The 24,098-nt window shown below is 53.9% G+C and carries 19 protein-coding genes and 1 tRNA gene; 5 read left to right on the top strand and 15 right to left on the bottom strand.

Annotation, left to right across the window (positions count from 1 at the left end):
- Positions 1-29: 29 nt before the first annotated feature.
- The 11 genes from nusA to hisS all read right to left on the bottom strand — a co-directional run bounded on the left by nusA (position 30) and on the right by hisS (position 13,014).
- Positions 30-1,475 carry a transcription termination factor NusA gene (gene nusA / locus X474_RS22300; RefSeq protein ID WP_044352079.1) on the bottom strand — a complete coding sequence of 482 codons (1,446 nt, stop codon included), beginning with the start codon at positions 1,473-1,475 and terminating at the stop codon, positions 30-32.
- Between the two features lie 82 nt (positions 1,476-1,557).
- Positions 1,558-2,043: a ribosome maturation factor RimP gene (rimP, locus tag X474_RS22295; RefSeq protein ID WP_044352078.1), complete on the bottom strand. Its 486-nt coding sequence runs from the start codon at positions 2,041-2,043 to the stop codon at positions 1,558-1,560.
- Between the two features lie 268 nt (positions 2,044-2,311).
- Positions 2,312-2,387: transfer RNA gene (locus tag X474_RS22290), tRNA-Gly, on the bottom strand.
- 274 nt (positions 2,388-2,661) lie between these two features.
- Positions 2,662-3,051, bottom strand: coding sequence for a cobalamin B12-binding domain-containing protein (locus X474_RS22285; RefSeq protein WP_044352077.1), 390 nt, complete (start codon positions 3,049-3,051; stop codon positions 2,662-2,664).
- Between the two features lie 52 nt (positions 3,052-3,103).
- Positions 3,104-4,768: an acyl-CoA mutase large subunit family protein gene (locus X474_RS22280; RefSeq protein WP_044352075.1), complete on the bottom strand. Its 1,665-nt coding sequence runs from the start codon at positions 4,766-4,768 to the stop codon at positions 3,104-3,106.
- Between the two features lie 11 nt (positions 4,769-4,779).
- Positions 4,780-6,345 carry an acyl-CoA carboxylase subunit beta gene (locus X474_RS22275; RefSeq protein ID WP_044352073.1) on the bottom strand — a complete coding sequence of 522 codons (1,566 nt, stop codon included), beginning with the start codon at positions 6,343-6,345 and terminating at the stop codon, positions 4,780-4,782.
- A 340-nt stretch (positions 6,346-6,685) separates the two neighbouring features.
- A complete protein-coding gene (locus X474_RS22270) occupies positions 6,686-6,898 on the bottom strand; it encodes an acyl-CoA carboxylase biotin carboxyl carrier protein subunit (RefSeq protein ID WP_044352071.1) in 213 nt (70 codons plus the stop codon).
- A 167-nt stretch (positions 6,899-7,065) separates the two neighbouring features.
- Complete coding sequence (locus X474_RS22265) at positions 7,066-8,904, bottom strand: triose-phosphate isomerase (protein ID WP_082464571.1); 1,839 nt, start codon at positions 8,902-8,904, stop codon at positions 7,066-7,068.
- A gap of 239 nt (positions 8,905-9,143) precedes the next feature.
- Entirely contained in the window at positions 9,144-9,596 is a 453-nt protein-coding gene (locus X474_RS22260) for a LysM peptidoglycan-binding domain-containing protein (RefSeq protein WP_052515514.1), read from the bottom strand.
- A 184-nt stretch (positions 9,597-9,780) separates the two neighbouring features.
- A complete protein-coding gene (aspS, locus tag X474_RS22255) occupies positions 9,781-11,571 on the bottom strand; it encodes an aspartate--tRNA ligase (RefSeq protein ID WP_044352070.1) in 1,791 nt (596 codons plus the stop codon).
- Positions 11,572-11,775: 204 nt separating this feature from the next.
- Positions 11,776-13,014: a histidine--tRNA ligase gene (gene hisS, locus X474_RS22250; protein ID WP_082464570.1), complete on the bottom strand. Its 1,239-nt coding sequence runs from the start codon at positions 13,012-13,014 to the stop codon at positions 11,776-11,778.
- 535 nt (positions 13,015-13,549) lie between these two features.
- Between hisS and X474_RS22240 the strand changes: the two genes are divergently transcribed.
- On the top strand, positions 13,550-14,767 hold the full coding sequence (locus X474_RS22240) for an ammonium transporter (RefSeq protein ID WP_156360887.1): 1,218 nt from the start codon (positions 13,550-13,552) through the stop codon (positions 14,765-14,767).
- A gap of 35 nt (positions 14,768-14,802) precedes the next feature.
- On the top strand, positions 14,803-15,183 hold the full coding sequence (locus X474_RS22235; protein WP_044352066.1) for a P-II family nitrogen regulator: 381 nt from the start codon (positions 14,803-14,805) through the stop codon (positions 15,181-15,183).
- Positions 15,184-15,356: 173 nt separating this feature from the next.
- Here X474_RS22235 and X474_RS22230 read toward each other — a convergent pair whose 3' ends face one another.
- Complete coding sequence (locus tag X474_RS22230) at positions 15,357-17,054, bottom strand: hypothetical protein (protein WP_044352065.1); 1,698 nt, start codon at positions 17,052-17,054, stop codon at positions 15,357-15,359.
- 97 nt (positions 17,055-17,151) lie between these two features.
- A complete protein-coding gene (locus tag X474_RS22225) occupies positions 17,152-17,982 on the bottom strand; it encodes an NUDIX hydrolase (protein WP_156360886.1) in 831 nt (276 codons plus the stop codon).
- 478 nt (positions 17,983-18,460) lie between these two features.
- On the opposite strand from X474_RS22225, the gene X474_RS22220 reads away from it, so the two are divergent.
- Positions 18,461-18,835 (top strand): NifB/NifX family molybdenum-iron cluster-binding protein, encoded by a 375-nt coding sequence (locus X474_RS22220; protein ID WP_044352061.1) that lies wholly within the window; start codon positions 18,461-18,463, stop codon positions 18,833-18,835.
- Between the two features lie 342 nt (positions 18,836-19,177).
- Here X474_RS22220 and X474_RS22215 read toward each other — a convergent pair whose 3' ends face one another.
- On the bottom strand, positions 19,178-19,774 hold the full coding sequence (locus tag X474_RS22215) for a response regulator (protein WP_044352059.1): 597 nt from the start codon (positions 19,772-19,774) through the stop codon (positions 19,178-19,180).
- Positions 19,775-19,877: 103 nt separating this feature from the next.
- On the bottom strand, positions 19,878-21,230 hold the full coding sequence (locus tag X474_RS22210; RefSeq protein ID WP_044352058.1) for a sigma-54-dependent transcriptional regulator: 1,353 nt from the start codon (positions 21,228-21,230) through the stop codon (positions 19,878-19,880).
- A 503-nt stretch (positions 21,231-21,733) separates the two neighbouring features.
- Here X474_RS22210 and X474_RS22205 point away from each other — a divergent pair.
- Both X474_RS22205 and X474_RS22200 read left to right on the top strand, forming a co-directional pair.
- On the top strand, positions 21,734-23,083 hold the full coding sequence (locus X474_RS22205) for a nicotinate phosphoribosyltransferase (protein WP_044352056.1): 1,350 nt from the start codon (positions 21,734-21,736) through the stop codon (positions 23,081-23,083).
- 181 nt (positions 23,084-23,264) lie between these two features.
- Positions 23,265-24,083: a cytidylate kinase family protein gene (locus X474_RS22200; protein WP_044352055.1), complete on the top strand. Its 819-nt coding sequence runs from the start codon at positions 23,265-23,267 to the stop codon at positions 24,081-24,083.
- Positions 24,084-24,098: the final 15 nt, after the last annotated feature.

Below are 24,098 nucleotides of genomic sequence, written 5' to 3'. Positions count from 1 at the left end.
TACCGATAACCATTAAAATCCGCACATCCCTAGTCTTGAGGAGCTTTTTCCTCTTGAGGGGCGGCTTCATCCAAAGAAGCGTTTTCTTCATCCGAATTTTCAACAGATTCCTCTGCCGGGTCAACCGCCTCTTCGGATTCATCCTCTACAGGAGCTTGAGGCTTGGGAGTAAAAGCATTTTCCAGGCTCATAGTCTCGGCCGGCTTTATTACAACGCCTACCGAAGACTTACCTGATTTTCTCTGTTCCTCGAGGTAGAGTTTGGCATCCGCCACCAGTGATTCGGCCCTTTCCCGGTCAATTCCGGGCAAAGCGGCCAGCTCGTCGATATCAACATCGGCCAAAGCCTCTGCCGAACCAAAACCAGCCTGGAATAAAGTATCGGCCCCAACATCGCCCACACCGACAACGTCGAGCAATGACCGATAGCCGTCCCTAAGGGATTCACTGTATTTGGACTCGCTCTTCACATCAATGCGCCAGCCGGTGAGCTTGCTGGCCAGGCGGACGTTCTGCCCTCTTCTGCCGATGGCCAAGGAGAGCATCTCATCGGCCACAATAACTTCCATGCACTGCTGGACTTCATCCACAATGACCCTGGAAATTTCAGCCGGGGCCAAAGCATTGACCACGTACTTGGCCGGGTCCATGTCCCAGGCGATAATATCGATTTTCTCCCCCCTGAGTTCCTGCACCACAGCCTGCACCCTGGAGCCCTTCATACCCACACAGGCACCCACCGGATCAACATCCCTGTCCTGAGAGGAGACTCCTATTTTGGTGCGGCTTCCGGCCTCACGGGCCACGCCCTTGACCTCCACGATACCTTCGGAAATCTCGGGCACCTCCAGCTCAAACAAAGCCTGAATAAAGCCGGGGTGGGTTCGAGACAATATTATCTGGGGACCTCTGCTGATGCGCCTGACATCAAGCACATAGGCGCGGATCCGCTCTCCGGGGCGGTAACCTTCCCTGGGAACCTGCTCCTTATGCGGCAGCACCGCTTCGGTCCGGCCCAGGTTGACAATGATGGCCCCTTTATCAAACCGCTGCACAATACCGTTTATAATCTCGGACTTGCGGTCTTTAAAATCTTCATAGATGACATCCCTCTCCGCATCTTTCATGCGCTGGATTATCACCTGTTTGGCGCTCTGGGCGGCGATACGGCCGAAGTCGGCGGTCTCCACTTTTACACCCAGTTCATCGCCGGGTTGACATTCAGGGTCAAGGCTCAGGGCTTGCTCCAGGGAAACCTGAACGTCAGGATCAGTCAACTCGTCCACAACCTCTTTAAACTCAAAGACTTCAACCTCTCCGAGTTCGTCATTGTAGGCCACGTCAACCTCGACTTTACTGCCGAGCATACGACGAGCCGCCGATCGCATAGCCTCTTCAAGGGTTGCGATGAGGATCTCACGATCCAGGCCTTTTTCCCGGGCCACCAGGTCGATCATCCTCTTCAATTCGCTCATAGTAAACTCCCCTTTGGCAGGGTGTCAAAAACCGGCAGAAATGCCAATGATTCGCGGTTTTGTGCTTTAGTCATATCTTCACTTAACCATTCAGGTCCAATTTTGCCTTGGCCACTTGTTCAATGGAAAAAGCGCGAATCTTCCCCTGAACCTCTATCAATACATCGCCTTCCTGCATCCCTTTGAGCACGCCCTTTACGGTCTTGGTGCGACCGTCGTCATCTCTGACTGTCATTTTGGCTGCTCTACCGGCGAAGACCTGAAACTCAACAGGTGTTTTAAGGGCGCGGGTCAGCCCCGGCGAGCTGACCTCAAGGCTGTATTTGCCGACTATGGGGTCTTCCACATCAAGCAGGTCTGAAATCTGACGGCTCAACAAAGCGCATTCGTCAATCGTGACACCACCTTCGGGGCGGTCGACAAACAACCTCAGAATCTGACCTTTTCCATCTCCGGAAAAGGCTAATTCCACTAAAACCAACCCCTCGGAACGGACCACCGGCTCCAACAGCGTAGTCAAACGCTGCTTAAGTCCGCCGTTCTCAAGTGGATTATCTCCAAATGTCAATATCAAAACTCCATAATGGTTATGGTGCCGACAAACACGTTTAGGCCCTTGGCCATCCATAAGGGGGCCGTGGACCGTTTACTTCCTATCCCGCGCTGGTCAGCGGCTAAACCAAGCCAGTCAGATTAGATCGGTCCACTAATCAAAGCAAGCTGCCAAAAACCGGAGGATGGTTTTAGACAACCCCCTCAAAAAGGGACTTATCCCGGCCAGCCCTTCTTTATCATCAAGACGGGCAGCCCGGACGGATTCGGTCAACAAGGAAGTATGGAGCGGGCAACGGGGTTCGAACCCGCGACTTCAAGCTTGGGAAGCTCGTACTCTACCAGCTGAGTTATGCCCGCTCACTTTCTCTGATCCAGATACAATCAACCAAAGGCTACCTGGGAAAAGTATCTTTAACAAGCCCCCAAGCAACTAAAACCCGGCAGTCGTCTCCAAATCCGAGAAAACTCTCCACCGGAGAGTTCGGAGCTTAAGTATAGAGCAAACCCAGGCATTAGCAAGCAAAAATTCCCCACCCTGACAATGGGGCCTTGCTTATTCAATTCAACCATAAACCCGGGGCCGGATGAATATTCCGGCCCCGGGTTTATACTCAGCTGTAAGCCTTTGAGGTTACTTTACTTTTTCCTGAATATACTCAACAATTTTACTGGTTGAAGTTCCGGGCCCGAATACAGCGGCGATTCCGCAGTCCAGCAAGCCGGGAATATCTTCATCTGGAATAATGCCGCCGCCGATCACCAGCACGTCTTCCATATTCTTTTCCCGAACCAGGTCCATGACCCTGGGGAAAAGGTAATCATGGGCGCCTGAGAGCACACTTAAGGCAATAACATCCACATCTTCCTCAAGAGCCGCAGTGACGATTTGCTCCGGAGTCTGCCTCAGACCAGTGTAGATAACCTCCATCCCGGCGTCACGCAAGGCGGCCGCTATGACCTTTATGCCCCGATCGTGTCCGTCCAAACCGGGTTTGGCGGCAAGAACCCTTATCTTTCGCATATTTTTCTCCACTTACGTGGGTAAAACCCAAAAAACGCTTAAACCTTTAGATCTAGATGGTTTTAGGCGCCTGATATTCTCCGTAAACATCGCGCAGTGTGTTGCAGATTTCTCCCAAGGTGGCGTAGACCCTGACCGAATCCAGGATATACGGCATCAGGTTGGAAGTTCCCTTGGCCGCTTCCCTTAATTCGGCCAATCTCTGATCCACAGCCTGATTATCCCTTTCGGAACGAAGTTTGGCCAGGGCCATGGCCTGGGCTTCGCCCACTTTGGGATCAACCTTAAGCAAATCAGCCGGCGGGGCCTCGTCGGAGACAAACTTGTTCACACCAACCACCACACGCTCACCGCTTTCCACGGCTTTCTGATAGGCGTAGGCCGCATCCTGAATCTCGCGCTGCACATAACCGCGCTCGATCGCCTCAACGCTGCCGCCCATTTCGTCGATCTGCTCTATGTACTCAAGCGCCTTCTTTTCGATCTCGTCGGTCAAATGCTCCACATAGTAGGAACCGGCCAGGGGATCGACGGTGTTGGCCACACCGGTTTCATAGGCGATGACCTGTTGGGTGCGCAGGGCAATAGTCACACTCTCGGTGGTCGGCAGGCTCAAAGCCTCGTCCATGGAGTTGGTGTGCAGGCTCTGGGTTCCGCCTAGCACTGCGCTCAAGGCCTGGTAGGCAACCCGCATGATGTTGTTTTTGGGCTGCTGGGCAGTCAAGCTGCAACCAGCCGTCTGGGTGTGGAACCTTATCATCATGCTCTTTTTGTTTTTGGCGCCGAAACGCTCTTTCATCAACCTGGCCCAGACTCGCCTGGCCGCCCGATACTTGGCGACTTCCTCAAGGAAGTCGGAATGGGCGTTAAAGAAAAAGCTCAAACGCGGGGCAAACTGATCCACATCCAAACCGGCGTCAACCGCTGCCTTTACATAGGCAAGGCCGTTGCTCAAGGTAAAGGCAACTTCCTGGATAGCCGTGGAACCGGCCTCGCGGATGTGATAACCGCTGATGCTGATGGTGTTCCAGTTCGGCACATCCGAGGCGCAGTAGCCAAAAATATCCGTAATTATGCGCATGGAAGGCCTTGGCGGGAAAATATAGGTTCCCCGGCTGGAATACTCCTTAAGAATATCGTTTTGAATGGTGCCCCTGAGCTGAGCGGGCTTGACCCCTTGTTTCTCACCCACTGCGATATACATGGCCAAAAGCACCGAAGCCGGGGCATTGATGGTCATGGAGGTGGAAACCTTGTCCAGGGGGATTTGGTCAAAGAGGATCTCCATATCGGCCAGTGAGCTCACACTGACTCCGACCTTGCCCACCTCGCCCATGGCCAGGGCATCGTCGGCGTCATAGCCGATCTGAGTCGGCAGGTCGAAGGCCACACTCAAGCCGGTTTGCCCCTGGTCCAAAAGATAGCGGTAACGGGTGTTGCTCTCCTTGGCCGTGGCAAAACCGGCGTACTGGCGCATGGTCCAGAAACGCCCCCGGTACATGGTGGGCTGGACTCCCCTGGTGTAGGGATATTCACCGGGAAGACCCAACTTGTGCATATAGTTTTCATCAACTTCTTCAGGTAGATATACCCTCTCAAGGGGCTGCCCGCTGATAGTTGCGAAACTTACCTGTCGCTCCGGACGCTTGGCAAGCATCTGATCCACTTTGGCTTGCCAAGCCTCCAGACTCTTTTTGATCTCTGGACTGGAACTCATAGCAAACTGCCTCACATGGGAACATTTCCGTGGCGTCGCACGGGGCGGAAGGTTTTTTTATTCCGAATAGCCAAAAGCGCGCTTATGATCTTGGTCCTGGTATCTTCGGGCCTGATGATCTCGTCAATGTAACCAAGTTCCGCAGCCCGGTAGGGGCTGGCTATACGGGAGCGGTATTCCTGCACCAGGTCGTCGTAGGCGGCCTTTTTATCCTCGGCCTCGGCCAACTCCTTGCGGAAGACGATATTAACCGCCCCCTCGGGGCCCATAACCGCAATTTCAGCGGTGGGGAAGGCAAAGTTGACATCCGCGCCGTGGTGTTTGGAGCCCATCACGTCATAAGCTCCGCCATAGGCCTTTCTGGTGATCACGGTGATCAGGGGCACTGTGGCTTCGCAATAGGCGTAGATAACCTTGGAGCCGTGGCAGATGATGCCGCCGTATTCCTGTTGCACGCCGGGCAGGAAGCCGGGCACATCCACAAAGGTTATGACCGGAATATTAAAGGAATCGCAGAAGCGCACAAACCTGGCGCATTTGCGAGAAGCGTCAATATCCAGGCAACCGGCCATGAACATTGGGTTATTGGCTACAACACCCACACTCATCCCCCTGAGGCGGGCAAAACCGGTGAGCATGTTTTTGGCAAAGTGGGGCTGCACCTCGAAAAAGCTGTCGGTGTCGACCACGCTTTTAACCAGTTTTTTCATATTGTAGGGGGATTTGGGATTATCGGGAATAATGGTTTTAAGTTCTTCGCAGATACGGTCCGGAGAGTCGGTGGAATGACTTTCCGGCGGCTTTTCCTCCCAACTCTGCGGGAGATAGGAGAGCAGCTTACGAATGTCGTCTAGGCACTCCTGGTCTGTCTTGGCCATAAACTGGGCCACGCCGCTGATTTTGTTGTGCACCGAGGCGCCGCCAAGACTCTCGCTGGTGACTTCTTCACCGGTGACGGTCTTGATCACCTGGGGACCGGTTATATGCATATAGCTGGTCTGGTCCACCATGAAGATAAAGTCGGTAATGGCCGGAGAATAAACCGCACCGCCGGCGCAGGGTCCCATGATGGCGCTGATCTGGGGAACCACTCCGGACGATTGCACATTACGCTTAAATATCTCTCCATATGACCCCAAGGAAACCACTCCCTCCTGGATGCGGGCTCCGCCCGAGTCATTCAGCCCGATGATGGGAGCGCCGGCCTTGACCGCCAGGTCCATGACCTTGCAGATTTTACGGCCGTAAGCCCCGGAGAGAGAGCCGCCGAAGACAGTGAAATCCTGGCTGAAAACAAAGACCGTACGACCGTCTATGGTGCCGTGGCCGGTGACCACGCCGTCGCCTTTGATCTTTTGCTTGTCCATGCCGAATTCAGTGCAGTCGTGAACCACAAAACGATCCAGCTCCTGAAAGGAACCTTTGTCCAACAAGGCTAGGATACGCTCTCTGGCGGTCATTTTGCCTTTAGCGTGTTGTTTATCGATACGGTCCTGGCCGCCGCCGAGTTTGGCTTCTTCGTTTCTGCGGTCCAGTTCTTCAAGTTTTGCGCTGGTCTTAGATGGTTGTGGGGTCATTTGTCATCCTTAGATCATTTGCGTTGCTTTGATTGTCAAAGATTCGAATATCAGTATTATGGGGATTTTACCTGGGCATGTGCCAGTATAAAATAGAAAAGTTGAATACTGAGTCGGCCGGTATTGACCAAAGGTGATCATAACATAGCGAAAAACAGGTATTAATTATCATTATGGAACTAAAACAGGTAGTTTCCCAAGCAGCGATCTCTTTTAAAAAACCAGACGCCTTCCCCTTGAGAAAGGATCGGCATAAAAAACGGCTTGTCCGGCCCCCTTTTTAACGGGAACCGGACAAGCCGGTAACTTACATTAGCCTGTTTACGCCAGAGACAAGGAACTAATTGAGGACGACCAATACCTGCTCTGCTTCGACAGCCTGGCCGGCTTCAACTTTGATCTCGGCCACGGTGCCTTCATCTTCGGAGAGAATGGGCATTTCCATTTTCATGGCTTCGAGCACTGCCACTTCGTCGTCTTCGGCAATCTTTGCGCCAACTTCGACGGAAACTTTAATTACCTTGCCGCCCATGGGAGCTTTGATTTCTGCCAAAATATTCCTCCTGTTTACGCCTTCCCCATGATTTGCTCGGTGCCTGAAAAAGGAAGGCAAACCCGAGAGGGGGGAGTTAATTGTAGACAATACCCAGTTACTTAAAACCAATTCAGCTTCGGAAGGATAGAACGCCGGGACAAGGTTGTCAAGTCTCTTCACCGGTTTCAGGAGTTCCCTCCATTGGCCTCCTTGGCCTCCATTTTCAGAAGCTCCTCAAGTCGAATATCGGCCCCCAGAATCCCCACGATTCTGTCGTCCGTATTACGCACCGGCCCGCTCACCGTGATGCATAGGGCATTGGTGAAACGGCTGGTATAGAAATCAGATACATATACCTTACCGTCTTTCATCGGTTGGATAAACCAGTCCCGGTCACTATAGTCCACATCCAGGCTGGCACGGCCGTATTTAGCCCGGTCCGTTATGTGAGTGATGTTTTTGGTCACCATGTAGCCCTGGTCATTGACCATGTACATAAACTGAATAAAGGGGTTGGCTTCCAGGTAATCCTCCAGAAGGGGCTCGACCATGGCAGGGGCCATTGTCTTGAGTTCTTCACGTTCAATGAGGTCTTTACCAATTGAATGGGCCAGGGCGATGGCATGCTTCTTCAGGCGGTCAAACTCGCTGACAAACATCTGCGGAAGATGTTTCCGAGACACCACTTCCATCTCGGCGTTTCCTATGGTGGTCAACCTGCCGTCTTCATATTGCTGTTTGACCCAGTTGTAGATTCGTTGAACTCCCGGGTGGCGCTTGTCCACCTTGGCATCGTCTTTCAGCTTGAGGCGCTGATTCAGCCAGTGCACGACTCCGGCCAGGCCGGATTTATCGGTTATGGCTATGCTATAGGGCCTGTCCAACACTGCCTCGGTGTCAAAAATGTTATAAATCTCCGGGTTCTTCATTAACCCGTCCGCGTGGATCCCCGCAGAGGTGGAGTTGAAATCGCGGCCTACAAACGGCGTTGCCGGAGGAATATGATAACCTATTGCATTCGTGAAATAATCGGCTATCTCAGTGATCACCTTGGGGTCCATACCGTCGTCTTTGCCCTTAAGGCTTATATATTCCATGACCAGGGCTTCCAGAGGCGTATTGCCGGTGCGCTCGCCAAAGCCCAAAAGGGTTCCGTTGGCAGCTCCGCAGCCATAGAGCCAGGCTGTGGTGGCATTGATCAGCACCTTGTAGAAATCATTGTGCCCGTGCCATTCCATAAGCATGCCCGGGCAAGAGGCATCTTCGATAATGGCCCTGACCAATTTGGGGACGCTCCTGGGCAAGGCGCTTCCGGGATAAGTGACCCCATAACCCATGGTGTCGCAAAGGCGAATTTTGATATCCACCCCTGATTCTTCACGCAATTTGGCCAATTCCCGGCCAAACGGCACCACAAAGCCGTAGATATCCGCCCTGGTTATATCCTCAAAATGGCACCTTGGCCGAATGCCCATATCCAGGGCGTCTTTAACCACGCCCAGATATTTATCCAAAGCTTTTTTCCGGTCCAGGCCCAATTTGAGAAATATATGGTAGTCGCTTACTGAGGTGAGAATCCCGGTTTCCTTGAGATTCAACTCCTTTACGACCTTAAGTTCATCTTTGTTAGCCCTGACCCACCCGGTTATCTCGGGAAAACGGTGCCCCAATTCCTGACATTTACGCACCGCCTCACGGTCTTTTTCGCTGTAAAGGAAAAACTCCGACTGGCGGATTATGCCTTTGGGGCCGGACAGGCGATGCATGAGATCGTAGATGGCTACGATCTGCTCCGCCTTGTAGGGCGGCCTGGCCTGTTGACCGTCTCGGAAGGTGGTGTCGGTGATCAGCATCTCGTCCGGCGGGTCCAGCGGTTGCACCTTATAGTCGAAATCAATGCGGCATACATCGGTGTAGGGAAACACCTCTCGCATTAAATTTGGCTCTTTAGTTTCAGTTAACTGCGTGACATGCACTCCATGAGTGTGATCTAAAAGCCTTCTGCGTGCATTCCACTTGGCCATGTGGAACCTCCAAACGGTGCTAAAAAATGTTTAAATACACGTTTCCGTTGCAAGCTGTTTGCAACGGAATCCGCCTTTCCCCGAAAAGGGATTTGATGCGCTAAATGAAGTCGATATAAAACTTCCTTGCCAATAAAAAAAAAGCAAGAAGGAGGCACCATATGGTGCCCCCTTCTTGCTGGCTGTCTAAGATCCGCCAGCCCCCGCCAATGACCGGGGGCCGGATCAGGCGGTCTAAACTACTTCGGCGGGCAGTAGCGCTTGGCTCCTGCCGGCGGGATGTATTTCGGGAACTTCTTGGCGCGATCACGGGCATCTGCCTTGGCTTGATCATCTACACCACGTTGGATGGTCAAGACGGTTCCCTCTTTGATCTTGTTGGGATCCTGAATTTTATCCTTGTTGGCGTCCCACAGAAGCGGCCACAGCCAAGGATCGTTATAGATCTGGGGTTTGGCGGAGATAGTGTACAGGTCGTCGCACTTCTCCACGGTGTAGGTGGTCGGCAAAGCCGGCGGAGGAGCAGGCTTGTCGGTCACCGGTGCAGGTTTGGCCTTCCACTGCTTGGGAGGAGGCGGCGGCGCCGGTGCGGGTTTTTCCTCATCCACACCGCAAATGGCGGCACATCCGCTCAGCATCCCCAGCGCGACCACTACCGCGATCCAGGGAAACATCTTCACCAGTTTCCTCATTCCCAAAATCCTCCTTCCCTCGCATGAAGCTGGGTCAAGGTTGTTCTTTGTAATCGTACGTCGGTACGGTTTTCAATATGCAGAGGTGGTAGCATCATAAGGGCAAAAAAAACCCCTCATGATGAAGTTATTCTAAACGTGTAATGTACAGGCTGTCAACAAGTTTAGCCGTTACAAAACGATCTCATTTCACTGAGTCCAGACGAAGCCCCAATTCCAGAAGTTGAGTCATATCAACTTTTGAGGGAGCCTGGGTCAGCGGGCAACCGCCCTTTTGGGTCTTGGGAAAAGCTATGACCTCCCTGATGGATTCAGCCCCTGCCAGGATCGCTACCAGGCGGTCAAATCCAAGGGCCACACCGCCGTGAGGCGGGGCTCCGTAGGTCAGGGCATCCATGAGGAAACTGAATTTTTCCTGGGCTTCTTCTTCGCCAATGCCCAAGGCATTGAATACCTTGGACTGCATGGCCGGCGTATTGATTCTGATGGAACCGCCGCCTACCTCGCTGCCGTTAAGAACAATGTCGTAGGCCCTGGCCTTCACCTTGGCCGGGTCGCTCTCCAGAAGTTCTACATCCTCGGCCTGAGGCGCGGTAAAGGGGTGGTGCATGGCGGTGAAACGTTTTTCCTCGGGGTTGTATTCAACCAGGGGGAAATCCGTGACCCAGCAGAAACAAAGTTCGTTGGGGTCGGCCAGTTCGAACCGTCTGGCCAGCTCCAGCCTGAGCCTGCCCATATATTCGCAGGCAACCTCTGCGGAATCGGCTCCGAAGAAAAGCACGTCCCCTTCTGCGGCATCAAGGGTTTCCGCGATCTTTGCCTTTTCGCCGTCACTGAAGAATTTGGCGATGGGAGACTGCCATTCGCCGCCGGGCTTGACCTTCACCCAGGCCAGGCCCTTGGCGCCGAAGTCGGCCACAAAGCTGGTGAGATCATCCAAGTCTTTTCTGCTGAGCTTGGCCATGGCCTTGCCGTTGATGGCCTTGACCTTGCCGCCGCTTTCCGCCACCTGCCGGAAGACCTTGAAGTCAACCTCCTTCATGATCTCGGTCAAGTCATTTATTTCAAGGCCAAAACGCATATCCGGGGCATCTAAGCCAAAGCGCTCCATGGCATCGGCATAGGTGAGCCTAGGCACGGGGCGTTTCATGGTTTTACCGACGGCGGTCTTTACGATCTCGGCCACCAGGCCCTCGGTAAGCTCCATGACGTCTTTTTCGGCCACAAAGCTCATCTCAATATCCACCTGGGTGAACTCGGGCTGACGGTCAGCGCGCAGGTCTTCGTCCCTGAAGCAACGTACGATCTGGTAGTAGCGTTCAATCCCGGCCACCATCAAAAGCTGCTTAAAAAGCTGGGGAGACTGAGGAAGGGCATAGAAGGCCTGGGGGTTCAGCCTGCTGGGAACCAAAAAGTCCCTGGCGCCTTCGGGGGTGGATTTGGTGAGCACGGGAGTCTCCACCTCCAGGAAACCCTTTTCATTGAGGTATGCCCTGACAGCCTGGGCGGACAGGTGACGCATCTTGAGATTCCTGAACATCTCGGGGCGCCTTAAGTCCAGAAAACGATGCCGCAGCCGCACCGCCTCGGAGACGTCCACCCACTCTTCCAGTATAAAAGGAGGAGTCTTGCTGGGGTTCAATATCTCAAACTGGTCCACATAGACTTCTATACCGCCGGTTTTCAGCTTGTCGTTAAGCATGCCTTCGGGCCGGGGGCGCACCAGGCCCTTGATCGCCAGGCAGAACTCGGAGCGGATCTGATGCGCCTCGCTGTGAGCTCCACCGCTCACCTCAGGGTTGAAGACCACTTGGGTCAGTCCTTCCCTGTCGCGCAAGTCCACAAAAATCAATCCGCCATGGTCCCGGCGCCTCTGGGCCCAGCCCATGAGCACAACCGTCTTGCCTTCGTCGGCCAGGGTCAACTCACCGCAGCTATGGGTCCGTTTAAGATCTGTAATGAACTTCTCGGACAATTGCTTTCAACTCCCCTAACGCCCTTTGCCGCCCGGCAAACCGAAAAGCCGGTTGCTCAATGCGTCTAAAGGTCCTTAGATGCCGACTGTCGTGAACAACAGTCGGCGAAATAACTTTATTTTCCCCAGATCAAGGGCAAGGCGCTTTTTGTCTCGCCAGCGGCCTGGTTATATGTAATATTCCCGCCGGGCTGATATTTTTGATCAGCCGATGGCTTCTTCCACTTCGGAAAAGGGCAAATTCTCTTGACTGCCGTCCTGCATATTTTTCAGCACGGCCTCGCCCTTCTCAAGCTCATTCTCTCCCAGGATAAGCACCTTGGCCGAATCCAGCTTACCGGCCCTGCGCATCTGAGCCTTGAGGCTCTTGTCCTGGCTGGTCATTTCGGCCCAAATACCCTTGCGCCTTAAATTCTGAACCAGTTTAAAGGCCTCTTCCCGGGGTTTTTCACCCAATGCAGCCACAAACAGAGCCGGACCGGGTCTTTCGGCCGGTTCAGGGGCCAGGAGGGCCAGCCGCTCCAAACCCGCGGCAAAGCCGATACCGCCCTGGGGAGGTCCGCCCAGAACCTCGATCAGTCCGTCATAGCGGCCGCCGCCGGCCACTGCGTTTTGGGCCCCCAGGTCACCTGTGACCACCTCAAAGGTGGTGCGCACGTAGTAGTCCAGCCCCCTGACCATGCGGGGATCAAGCTGGTAAGAAACCCCTGCGCTGTCCAGGCCCTTGCGCACCTGACTGAAATGTTCCGCGCATTCGTCGCAGATGTGATCCAGAATAACAGGAGCGCCCTCAGCCTGTTCCTTACAGCCTTCCACCTTGCAGTCCAACACCCGTAAGGGGTTCGCATTCAGCCTGCGCAGACAGTCTTCGCAAAGATTCTGCTTTTTGGGCTCAAAAAAGTCTATAAGCGCCTGGCGGTATTTTGGACGGCACTTGGAGCACCCCAGGGAATTGATATGCAAATCCACGTTGGTGAGCCCCAGGCTCTCCACCATGTGGACCAGCATGACCATCAGTTCCGCATCTAAAAGCGGACTTTCGTCACCCAGGATTTCGGCGTCTATCTGGTTAAACTGGCGCAGCCTGCCTTTTTGGGGCCTTTCATGCCTGAACATGGGACCGATGGCAAACAGCTTGTGCGGCCCGGGCTGGGCGTGGATCTTATGCTCCACATAGGCGCGCAACACTCCTGCGGTGGCCTCGGGACGCATGGTAAGCGAGTCACCTGAGCGGTCGCTGAAGGTATACATCTCTTTTTCCACGATATCCGTGGTCTCGCCTATGGAACGGGCAAAAAGCTCTGTACGCTCCAAAACCGGAATTTTAATCTCGGAAAAACCAAATGCGCGAAAAATCTCCCGCACGGTCTTTTCCATATTCTGCCACTTAAATACTTCGGGTGGCAGCACATCTTTCATGCCGCGAACCGCCTGAATACTCACGCCTTAAACCTCCAGATCCACCTGATCCAGTCCGAGGCGGCTTAAAAAGCACCCCAGGCCGATATCGACGCCTTGGCGGAAAAATTCTTGACCGGAACCTATTGCCCGAGGGGGAAGCCCTGGGAGGAACCAAAGGCCCACTGAAAGATTAGATTTTATACCCGCCTGTCTGGCGAGCGTCAAGAAAAGACCTGTCCGCGCCCTTTGCTTCACTAAACAGTCAACCTACCAAAAGGTATGATTTTAAAAAAATGTTACGCTTTGGAACCTTTTCACCTTTGAGAGATTTCATACATATTTACAATATCTTAATTCAACCCCCCATTTTGTCCCTTTCAAAAAGCATCCGCCAGGTCTGCGAGAATTGACGTTACAAGACCTGACGCCTTTTGGAATCTTAGTATTTTTTAAACCTTATTTCAATTAGTTATCTTTAAAAAATACAAATGGCCCGACTTGTGCAGGAAATATTTCTTTTTAAAAAGAGGGTGATTCCGCATCTTTTTATACAACGCACCAGAAGGAGAAAGCCAACATGACCCCGGAAATCAATCCCGGAGACACCGCCTGGATCATGATCAGCACAGCCCTGGTCCTTTTAATGACCCCTGCCCTGGCTTTTTTCTATGGAGGCATGGTGCGCAAAAAAAACATCCTTTCCACCCTGAACCTGAGTTTCATCATGATGGCCCTTATCGGGGTGCAGTGGGTTGTGATTGGCTACAGTCTGAGTTTCGGCGCAGACCACGCAGGCATCATCGGCGGCCTCGATTTTGTCGGCTTCAACCTGGTGGGTAAAACTCCCGGCCCTTATGCCGAGACCATTCCCCATCTGGCCTTTGCCTCCTTTCAGATGATGTTTGCCGTCATCACTCCGGCCTTGATAACCGGGGCCTTTGTGGAGCGGGTCCGCTTCAGCGCCTTTTTACTTTTCAGCCTTTTGTGGACAACCCTGGTCTACGACCCGTTGTGTCATTGGGTCTGGGGCAAGGGAGGCTGGATGGGAGCCATGGGAGCCCTGGATTTTGCAGGGGGCAATGTGGTGCATATAGCCGCCGGTTTCAGCGCCCTGGCCTTTGCCCTGGCCATAGGGCCCAGAAAAGGTTTCACCATAACCACCATGGAGCCCCACAACATACCCTTCACGGTCCTGGGAGCGGGGCTTTTATGGGTGGGCTGGTTCGGTTTCAATGCGGGCAGTTCACTGGCCGCAGACGGTCTGGCGGCAAACGCTTTAGTCACCACCAACACTGCGGCCGCCTCGGCGGCACTGGTCTGGGGCGTGCTGAGCTGGCGGGAAAACCGCCCCAGTGTCATGGGGATAGCCACCGGAGCAGTAGTGGGACTGGTGGCCATCACCCCGGGTGCGGGTTTTGTATCCCCTTTGGGCGCCCTGGTGATCGGAGCCCTGGCCGCACCGGTCAGCTATTATTCCATCCAGTTCCGACAATCCAAAAACCTAGATGAATCCCTGGACGTCTGGGCCTGCCACGGCATGGCCGGAGTTTGGGGGGCCTTGGCCACAGGCATCTTTGCAGACCCGGCAATCAACCAGGCAGCGGGTTTATTCTACGGCAATCCCACCCAGCTTCTGATCCAGGCCGTTTCGGTTGTAGTAACGATCGCCTATGTATCCACGATGACATTCATACTCGCCAGGATAATCGATGCCTGGTTGGGGCTCAGGGTCAGTGGCCTGGCCGAAGAGATAGGGCTTGATCTCAGTGAACATGGTGAAAGGGCCTATTCCTGAGAAGGCCCCCTATTTAAAAAAAGAAAGGCAATCAAATGCTTACCAAGATAGAGGCGATAATCCGCGAGGACAAGCTTAACGAAGTTAAGTCCGCCCTGACGGAAATCGGCATCATTGGATTCAACATCTACGAAATCCGGGGTCAGGGAAGGCAGGGGGGCATAAGCCTGGTGGGGCGTTCGGGCTCCTACCAGGTGGACCTTTTGCCGAAAATCCAGATAAACATCATTTTGAGTGAACACAACCTGGACAAAACAGTGGAGGCCATAACCCAGGCCGCCCGCACCGGCCGGGCCGGAGACGGCATGATCTTTATCTACCCGGTGAGTGAAGCGGTGCGCATCCGTACAGGCGAAAGGGGGCGCGAAGCTGTCATGTATCCCGGAGATATTGATCAAAAAAGAGAAGAGGCCTGATACCCCCATGATTGCAGATAATGCCCGGAATTTATAAGATGCCGCCCGGCAAAACCTGGAGTTTTGCCGGGCGGCCTGAATTTTTCACCTTGTAAAGGCCGCAATCCGGCGGCATCTTCGGGTTTCCCCAAACAGCCTGTTCATTAAAGGCTAAATATCGTCCTGATATTCCGCTAAAGCCATCTGATCAGCACAAGGGTGATCAAGATCAGTATTGCCAGGCAAAGCATCAAAGCCATTACTTCACTGTGGGACCAGGCGGCCTTTCGAAGCCTTTCGGGGGGCGGCAGGTGATTCTTTCCCAAAACAAGCATCAGCAAAAGACACACGGCAAACCACAACCCGCCCCACGCCAAAAGACGCCAAGGATCAATAAACGGCAAGGGCAGCACTCCGGACAAACCCGGACCAAGCCGGGTATTCAAGGCGGCCAGAACCGGGCTGCTTAAATCCGGGCCAATCTCCCACAGGGCGGGGGACATGGTCTTGAGCCAGGAAAAAGCCAGGGTGACAAAAGCGGCCATGCCCAAAACCAGCCTGAGCCAGGGACGGTTGAAACCCTGAAAGAAAAAGACCAGGCCCAATCCCAAAAGAGGAAGGCTCATGAGAAGCAACATGGGGCCTCTGCTTACTGCGCTCGCCCCTTGATCAACAGCCAGCCAGAACAGGCCCAAAAGAGCGGGGGTCAAGGCGTCGAGTCCCGCCCGGGGGTAGCTGCGCAAGGCCTGGGGCAGTCCGGCCAGGGCAAGGAGGAAAACCGGGGCGCAGAGCAGATAAATCGGGGTGCTGTGTAAAACCCGGTTTAAGACCGAATCCGTTCCCTGGGGCAACGGATGGTAGCCGCCGGTAAATATCAACAGAACGGCCAGGCAGGCCAGAGAGGCGAGAAGCCCGGCCAAGGAAGACCAGAAACGATGGAGCATTCGTTGTCGGAAAACCAGGGCCAGGCAGATCAAAAACAGGCTCAGCGCCTCTGGAGCCGCCTGCTGACTGATCCGTAAAACCGGGACGCTGAAAAATAAAATTCCCAGAGCCACCGGTGTCTCGGAAAGATCCAGACCCAGCCCGCAAAGCCACTTCCACAACAGAGTCACGGCCAGTGCGGCCCAAAAAGCGGAGAACAAAACCCCGCTTAAGCGCCCGCCCAGATTGCCGGAAAGGGAGAGCGCCCAGCCATACACCCCCCGCTTGAGGACCGCTCCCTGAGCTTCAGGCGGAGCGGCCGGGAAATCGCCTGCCACACCCCCTGCCGCGGCCAGCCTTTGGGCTTCCAGTCCGCTCGGTGGAGAGACCTCCTGGGACCAGGCTGCGGCCAGGCTAAGGCAGATGAGAGCCACCATGAAAAAAACCAACATTCTGGCCCGGTGGCTTGCTCCCGGTTCGGGAGCTTGGGGGACTAAAAAACCTTGCCAGGCGCTCCAGGCCAATATAGCCGACTTCACCGCCAAAAGCCCCATAAAAGCCAGGGCCAGGGCCAGAAAACCGTTGCCCAACTGTCTCCAGACCAGAGGGGTGAGCACAATTAGCGGTAAAGCCAAATAGGTGGCCGCATCCAGGGAAAGGGCCCGATTTACGGTCCTCAGCCCCCTTTCAGGGTTTGGGGGCCAATGCCAGCTCATTAAAACCATGGCAAGAGAAGGCAGCCAGGCCAGGGCGCAGAGATAAAACCCCATGAAGCGGTTAAGGTCTCCCCTATGCGGCCAGGCGCCGGGCCAACTCCAATTTGGGGGCGCACCGGCCAAGCCCTGGTGATTCCAAAAAAGGCTTAACATCAATCCGGCGGCCAGGGAGGCAACAAGCCCCAAGCAGGCCAATAACAACAACCGCCCGGGGTTAAGCTCTGCGCCTTTTTTCTGAGCTTGCACTTCCAATTACGTATCTGCTCCTTTCAGGAGCCTTAGCCTGAAAAAGCGTTTTTGCAGAAGACTTACTTTTACCATGCCCCTGGCAAACAGGGGCCGGAGTTTGTCAGGCAACCATTCTCAGGGGCTGCCAGCGTCCCTTGCTATGCAAAAGCCTGGTGGCCTGATCAGCAGGGCAACCAAGGCCAAGCCGGTCAAGATCCCCCGGCCGGGCCTTTTCATAATCCGGGTCCCAAGGCAGCAGAATGACCCTGGTCGATCCATCTGTCCACAAAAAGGGTAAAACCGGCTCCAGTTTACTTTCAACCGCCGGGATGTCCAGTTCAGTCAGTTCCTTGAACACACTCAATTCACCCAGGATGCGCACCTGAGGCGGAGCCAGGCTCACCTCGCCGCTTTCATTTTGCCGTAAGGCCTCCAAAGGACTGATCCAGATTCCCTCAGTGGTCTCCAGGTGATCGGAAACCGCTTTTTGGCCCTGGGGCATTTGGGCGGTATAAAAAAAGGTGTCATAACGTTGTTTGCGAGCCACCGGGGTTATCCAGCGGGCATAAGGCGTAAGGAAGCCGACCCCCGGGGCAAGCCCCAGCCTGTTCAGGGCGTCATCCAGGCTCGCCCCCCCCTTTTGCAGGCCGGACCTGACTTCACCCAGTTCAGTATCGGAAAGGCTGGTTACAGCCACCGGGTCTTTGGCCAGAATCACTCCGGCTTCTTCCCATAGTTCCCGGATTGCGCAACATAACAGGGTTTTTTCCGAAAAGGGATCGTCTCCGTCGTGGGGTTCCACCCTGCCGCCGGGAAAGACAAAACAATTCGGCATAAAGCGGCTTTTCCCTCTTCTTTTTAATAAAAATATTTCAAAAAGAGCCTCACCGGCAGGATCAGGACGCCAAAGTATCACAGAGGCCGAGGCCAACGGTTCCATGGGATCAGGCATAACATCCTTCCAACAGGCCGTTTTTTTTAAAAAAGGCCCTGCTTTGTGGAAAACCCGCGGTTCAAATCCCCCATTAACCAGGGGAGCAAAACTTACTATCAGACTCAGACATTCTAACAAATGCCTCCCCCATGCCACCACTTTTGCATATTCACCTTGTTTTTAATACGGTGAATCAACCGCGCCCGCATTTTGGCCGCACCTGCTCACCATAGGCTTTATTAAGGCAGGGTCCCCGTAAAAAGAAATACTATTTCAAATAGTTGACCCAATATTTAGGCGGAAGCCCAAGGCATCACCATTTTTTTCACCCACCATAATTCGGCTTTCCCATGCCCATGTGAAAAAGAAAAACAGGCCGTTTCCTTAAAATCTTTTTTCCTATTGACAGACGGGGATCAGGGACATATGTTTTGTGCAGTTGCACAAAACATCAACGGGTATTACCCGCTGGTCAGACGAAAAAGGAGACAAACTCATGAAGGTAGCAGTTCCCAGCATGGCGCCCGGTGGTGTCGAAGCCCAGCTTTCAGCCCATTTTGGTCATTGCGATTTCTTTACCCTGGCCGATGTGGAAGACGGCGAGATCAAAAACGTGGATATCCTGGCCAATGAAGGTCACGTACAGGGCGGCTGCATGGCCCCTGTCATGTTCCTGAAACAGGCTGGAGCCGAGGCCCTGATCGCGGGCGGCATGGGCGCCAGGCCTCTGGCCGGTTTCCAGCAGGTGGGCATCCAGGTTTTCTTTAACGAAGGCGCACCCACTGTGGGCGAGGCCCTTCGTCTTTATATAGAAGGCCAGACCCGCGTCTTTGGCCCTGCCCAGACCTGCGGCGGCGGAGGAGGCATGTAACCAAGGTTACACGCTTACTTTGCATTAAGAAAGCCACCGGTCAAACCGGTGGCTTTTAGTTTGCCGACCAAGTCTTCCCGGACTTTGTCAGAGGCCATTTAGCAAAAACTTGAATTTTGCCAAATGGCTCGAATCACGCGCCTCGAGAAGGGGGCATAATTCGGCGGACAGTCATCCAGGGGTGCGTCCTTGGCCCGCACTCGGGCTGATGACAAAGCCCTCCCGCACTATCATGATTACGATGAGTGTGCCGACATATTGCCTGCCGGCTGTTATCACGGGCTGAAACCTGCAACCCGGAAAATCGAATCCGGCCCGTTACGCTTCTGAAACCCGCTGAGCTCACATCTGATCCAAAAGTTTAAGCATACCCTGGTTATCGTCCATGGCCTTGCGCAGAAGGGTTAAGGAAGCCGGATGACCGGTCAGGTGCTGTTCCAATTCCTTTAGGCGCTCCTGTACGGCCAGGCTCCGCCCTCTCAGCTGTACGGCCAGGGGTTTGATCAGGGTTTCATCGGAAAGGCGGCAGGCCTTTATCTTGCGCTCCAGGGCCAGGCAACAGCGTTCTTTGGCCCTTGCGGCCATATTGCGGAGTTCTTCAGGAGTGCAGGGTTTGGTCAAAAACTCGTGCGCTCCCTGGCGCAGGGCATCCAGGGCCAAAGTCACGGTGGCCCGATCGGTCATGGCCACAAAAATCGCCTCGGGCTGGATTGCGATCATCTCTTCCAAAACCACCATACCCGGCTTTTTCGGTAAGCGCAGATCTAAAAAAACAATGTCAAACTGGTTTTGTCCAGCCAGTTTCAAGGCGGCTTTTCCCCCATCGGCCAGGCGCACATGGTATCCTTCCTGCTCCAGAATCCGGACGCAGTTTTCCCCCGGGCCTTTTTGGGAATCAACCACCAACACACATAATTGTTCACTAGAAAAACCCTTCATAACGACCTCACTCACCTGCGGTCTGTCGGGGCGGGAAAATCCCACCCGCCTACTTCTAATTTTGCAGGAGTAAGATGAAAGGGGTCAAGGGCAGGTAAGCGGCTCAGGCGTCAAGCCCGTATTTCCGCATCTTCTGGCGCAGGGTTTTTCTGTCTATTCCAAGCGCCTTGGCCGTAAGGGTGCGCTGGCCGCTCATCTTGCGCAGGGCCTTTTGGATATACATGCGTTCTACATCCACCAGTCTCATGAGCTCGCCACGTTCTTCGTCTTTTATGGTGGGCATGGCAAAACGGATATCAGCCTCTTCAATCTGTCTGTCGTCAGCCAGAATCACCAGGCGCTGCACCGTATTTTCCATCTCGCGGACATTGCCGGGCCAGGTGTGATGGCTCAAAAGTTCCAGCGCACCCTTGGTAAAGGTCTTACGCCTTTCCCTTCCCAGAGCCAGTCCAGCGAACTTTTCCAAGAAGTATTCCGCCAAAACCGGGATGTCTTCGGGCCGCTCTCTAAGGGGAGGCAGATTAACGGGCATTACATTTAATCGATAATAAAGGTCTTCCCGGAAGGTGCCCGCTTCCACGGCCTTGGAAAGGCTCCTGTTGGTGGCCGCAACCAGCCGGGTGTCCACCCTGATCTCCCGGTTGCTGCCGACTTTGAAAACGGTTCTCTCCTCCACTGCCCGCAACAATTTTGCCTGAATCTCAAGCGAGATATTGCTCACCTCGTCCAGAAACAAGGTGCCGCCGTTGGAGAGCTCGAATTTACCTATTTTACTTTTGCCGGCACCGGTAAAAGAGCCCTTGGCATGACCAAAGAGTTCAGATTCAAACAAGGTGGGCACCAGTGTGGAGCAGTCCACCGCCACAAAGGGATGATCCCTTCTGGGGCTTAACTGATGAATGTACTTGGCCAGCAGCCCCTTGCCGGTGCCGCTTTCCCCGGTGATCAGAACCGTGGTGTCTGTGGGCGCCACCCGGGTGATCACATTAAGGATTTTCTTCATTAAAGGTGAGCGGCTTACAATATCGGAGCCTTCGTTTTTGCGCTTGAGCTCCTCTTTGAGGTAGGCATTCTCCAGAACCAGGTCCCGCTGCTGATGGGCTTTTTCCACCGCCGCCCGCAGTTCCGCCGGGGTGAAAGGCTTGGGTACAAAGTCAAAAGCCCCGTTTTTCATGGCCGCCACAGCCACGTCAACCGAGCCGTATCCGCTGATGATTATCACCTCTGTGCCGGGGTCCTGCTCCCTGATCTGGCGCAGAAGCCCCATGCCGTCCACATCCGGCAGCCTTAAGTCAAGGAGAATCACATCATAGGTCGAGCGGCCCAAAAGCTCCATGCCCTCGGCTCCGTTCTCCACCATTTCCACCTCATGTTCAGTTCGGGCAAAGGCGCGGCGGCAGGATTCCCTGACTCCGTAATCATCATCAATAACTAATATTCTTAAATATTTAGACAAATTGGAACAACTCCGGGGTAATTTGTACCTTTTTTAACATGCTCAAATCCAACTGTCAACCAATCCCCGGTATAGTTCAGGTTTTTATATTTTTCACCTTGATTGCCCCAAAAGGCGCATGAATACGGCCTTGATCTATACTACTGGTAAAAAACAAAATAACCAACAGAACCGTTATCAAAAAAATAACTACCAACGTATAAAGGTTTCATAGCCTAAGGCAATAACAAACAGAAAAATACTGCCTTTGCACACCTGTTGATTGTCAATACCGCTTGAGTTTGACGCCTCCGCCTGTATGCTGAACAAGCTTCCGGTTTCTTTTGATCAGGTCAGACTTGCGGCGGGGTTTGGTAATGAAAGACAAAAAGTGCTTTCATAATTTTTTACGATAGAATAGAAACTTTAATTTATATTTGCGCGGCTTTCCCCAAACTCAGGAAGTGAAGGCCATTACGATACAGGTCTGCATAATAATGCGGTCAGCTGCGGGTAAGGTGAATATGAACTACCAATCATTGGCTTTACATACCGACTTCTATCAAATAACCATGGCGGCCTGCTACCATGCCAATTCCATGAACAAAATGTCCGGATTCAGCCTGTTTGCCCACAATCTCCCCGAAAAAAGGGGATACATGGTGGCCGCCGGTCTGGAGATTGCCCTTGACTACCTGGAAAATTTCCGTTTCTCAGACCAGGACATCCAATATCTTGATTCCCTGAACCGCTTTAAACCGGAATTTTTAGACTATCTTTCGGATGTTCGATTCACCGGCGATGTATGGGCCCTGCCCGAAGGAACCGTATGCCGGGCCGGTGAACCCCTTTTGGAGGTCACCGCCCCTTTGATCGAGGCCCAACTGGTGGAAACCTTTTTGGTGAACACCCTGAACCTGCACACAACCCTTACCAGCAAGGCGGCTCGCTGTGTTCGAGCGGCAAAAGGCCGCACCCTGCTTGATTTCGGCCTGCGCCGCACCCAGGGGCCGGACGCGGGCATGAGCGCCGCCAGATCCTCCGCCATAGCCGGGTTCGCAGGCACCAGCAATGTGGCCGCCGCCCAGGTGCTTGGCACCATGCCCGTGGGGACCATGGCCCACTCCTTTGTTGAAGCCTTTGGCGATGAAGAGAAGGCATTTAAAGCCTTTGTCGACATCTTTCCGAAGCAAGGCGTTTTTCTGGTCGACACCTATGACACGGTGGCCGGTTTGAAACACGCCATGGAATGCGCTCAACAGTTGGAAAAAAACGGCCAAAAACTCCTGGGGGTGAGGATTGACTCCGGCGATCTGGTAGCCGGGACCCGCCAGGCCAGGGAAATGCTGGACAAAGCCGGTTTTGAAGATGCTGCGGTTGTGGTCTCCGGCAGCCTGGATGAATTCCGCATTCAGGAACTCATCAGTCAAGGGGCTCAGATAGACATGATGGGAGTCGGCACCAAGATGGCCTGTTCGGCCGACGCTCCTTTCCTGGACCTGGTTTATAAGCTGGTTAAATACGACGACCGTCCCACCTTGAAGCTCTGCACCGGCAAGGAGACCTGGGTCGAAAACAAACAGATCTGGCGGCAAACCAATGACCAGGGAATCATCACCCATGACCTTTTGGGCTTAAGAACCGAAAACAATCCGGGACGGCCCATGCTGAACCAGGTGATGGTCCAAGGCAAGATCACCGAAAAAGAAGACTGGCGAGCGGCCCATGAAAGATTTGAAGAGGAAGTAAAAACCCTTCCCGCTCACTGCCTGGATATTACCCAGCCCGCTCCCTATGATATTAAGATAACACCAACTTTAATGAATCTTCAGCAAAAGACCAAGGACGAGGCCCTATCCCGCTGCCTGTCCTGATATTTGTCGGATAACCACCCGTGGAAACGCCGTTTTTCGGTGTTTTCCGCGGGCTTTTTCTTCTTATATACAAAAGCAATGACTTTTCAAACCGTTCGCTATGTTATCCTGAAGACAGCAGATGATCTCCACAGGCTGTCACCCATTGCACAGCCGGGGACCTCAACCGGGAGGTTGGATTATGAGTATAATCACTGTCAGTGGGGAGATGGGCTCTTATCGGGACGAGTTGGCCGAAGAGATCTGCCAGCGCGGCAATCTGGAATGTGTTGACCGCCGCACCCTGATGGACGCAGTTCACGGATTGGTGGACATTTCCAGAGATGAACACCAGCTTCTGGCCGAGCAAGGACCGGCCATGCTGGATATGGGCAGCAAAAGAAGACGGGTCTTTGCCGCCTTCCTGGAGCTGGTGGTCCTGCAGTACGCTCAACTCGGCGGGGCGGTCCTGGTGGGCAGAGGCGCAAACCTGCTTCTGCGTTATGTACCCGGAGTATTGAGGGTGCGCACCGTTGCCCCCCTGGAGCTAAGGGCCCAGCGCATATCAAACACCCAAGGCCTGGATCTTGACAGAGCGCGCCGCCTGGCCACGGCTGTGGACCAGCAGAGAAGGTCATATGTGGGGCATGTCTTTGGGGCGGACTGGGCCTCGGCCCTGAATTATGACCTGGTTCTGAACATGGGTCGCCTCTCCCTGGAGCAGGCAGCCATCACGGTTCTGGACCTGACCGCGCATGCGGAGTACCAGCCCTCGGCCGAGACCAAAAGGATATTGGACGGCATGGTTCTGGGCGGCAGGGTCAGGGCCAGGCTGGTGGAAGAACTCGATATTCACGCCCTTGAGGTGGAATGCCACCAAAAAGTTGTGCGGCTCGGCGGTTATGTGGCCACCCAGGATGATCAGACCCTGGCCGAAAAACTGGCCGGTGAAGTTGAGGGAGTGGAGATTGTGGAATCCAGCCTGGAGGTCAGCCCCTCTTTGATGAGGTTTTTACCCTGAACGGGGAAATTACCA

Origin of the sequence: Dethiosulfatarculus sandiegensis, assembly GCF_000931935.2 — a bacterium.
Lineage (GTDB): Bacteria > Desulfobacterota > Desulfarculia > Desulfarculales > Desulfarculaceae > Dethiosulfatarculus > Dethiosulfatarculus sandiegensis.
The sequence above is the reverse complement of the archived record's forward strand: the minus strand, read 5'-3'. Positions and strand labels throughout refer to the sequence as shown.

Excerpts from the sequence above, each read along its gene's own strand:
- nusA (WP_044352079.1), bottom strand. The coding sequence starts at position 1,475 with ATGAGCGAATTGAAGAGGATGATCGACCTGGTGGCCCGGGAAAAAGGC.
- X474_RS22285 (WP_044352077.1), bottom strand. The coding sequence starts at position 3,051 with ATGCGAAAGATAAGGGTTCTTGCCGCCAAACCCGGTTTGGACGGACAC.
- X474_RS22280 (WP_044352075.1), bottom strand. The coding sequence starts at position 4,768 with ATGAGTTCCAGTCCAGAGATCAAAAAGAGTCTGGAGGCTTGGCAAGCC.
- X474_RS22275 (WP_044352073.1), bottom strand. The coding sequence starts at position 6,345 with ATGACCCCACAACCATCTAAGACCAGCGCAAAACTTGAAGAACTGGAC.
- X474_RS22265 (WP_082464571.1), bottom strand. The coding sequence starts at position 8,904 with ATGGCCAAGTGGAATGCACGCAGAAGGCTTTTAGATCACACTCATGGA.
- X474_RS22260 (WP_052515514.1), bottom strand. The coding sequence starts at position 9,596 with ATGAGGAAACTGGTGAAGATGTTTCCCTGGATCGCGGTAGTGGTCGCG.
- X474_RS22240 (WP_156360887.1), top strand. The coding sequence starts at position 13,550 with ATGACCCCGGAAATCAATCCCGGAGACACCGCCTGGATCATGATCAGC.
- X474_RS22235 (WP_044352066.1), top strand. The coding sequence starts at position 14,803 with ATGCTTACCAAGATAGAGGCGATAATCCGCGAGGACAAGCTTAACGAA.
- X474_RS22225 (WP_156360886.1), bottom strand. The coding sequence starts at position 17,982 with ATGCCTGATCCCATGGAACCGTTGGCCTCGGCCTCTGTGATACTTTGG.
- X474_RS22220 (WP_044352061.1), top strand. The coding sequence starts at position 18,461 with ATGAAGGTAGCAGTTCCCAGCATGGCGCCCGGTGGTGTCGAAGCCCAG.
- X474_RS22215 (WP_044352059.1), bottom strand. The coding sequence starts at position 19,774 with ATGAAGGGTTTTTCTAGTGAACAATTATGTGTGTTGGTGGTTGATTCC.
- X474_RS22205 (WP_044352056.1), top strand. The coding sequence starts at position 21,734 with ATGAACTACCAATCATTGGCTTTACATACCGACTTCTATCAAATAACC.
- X474_RS22200 (WP_044352055.1), top strand. The coding sequence starts at position 23,265 with ATGAGTATAATCACTGTCAGTGGGGAGATGGGCTCTTATCGGGACGAG.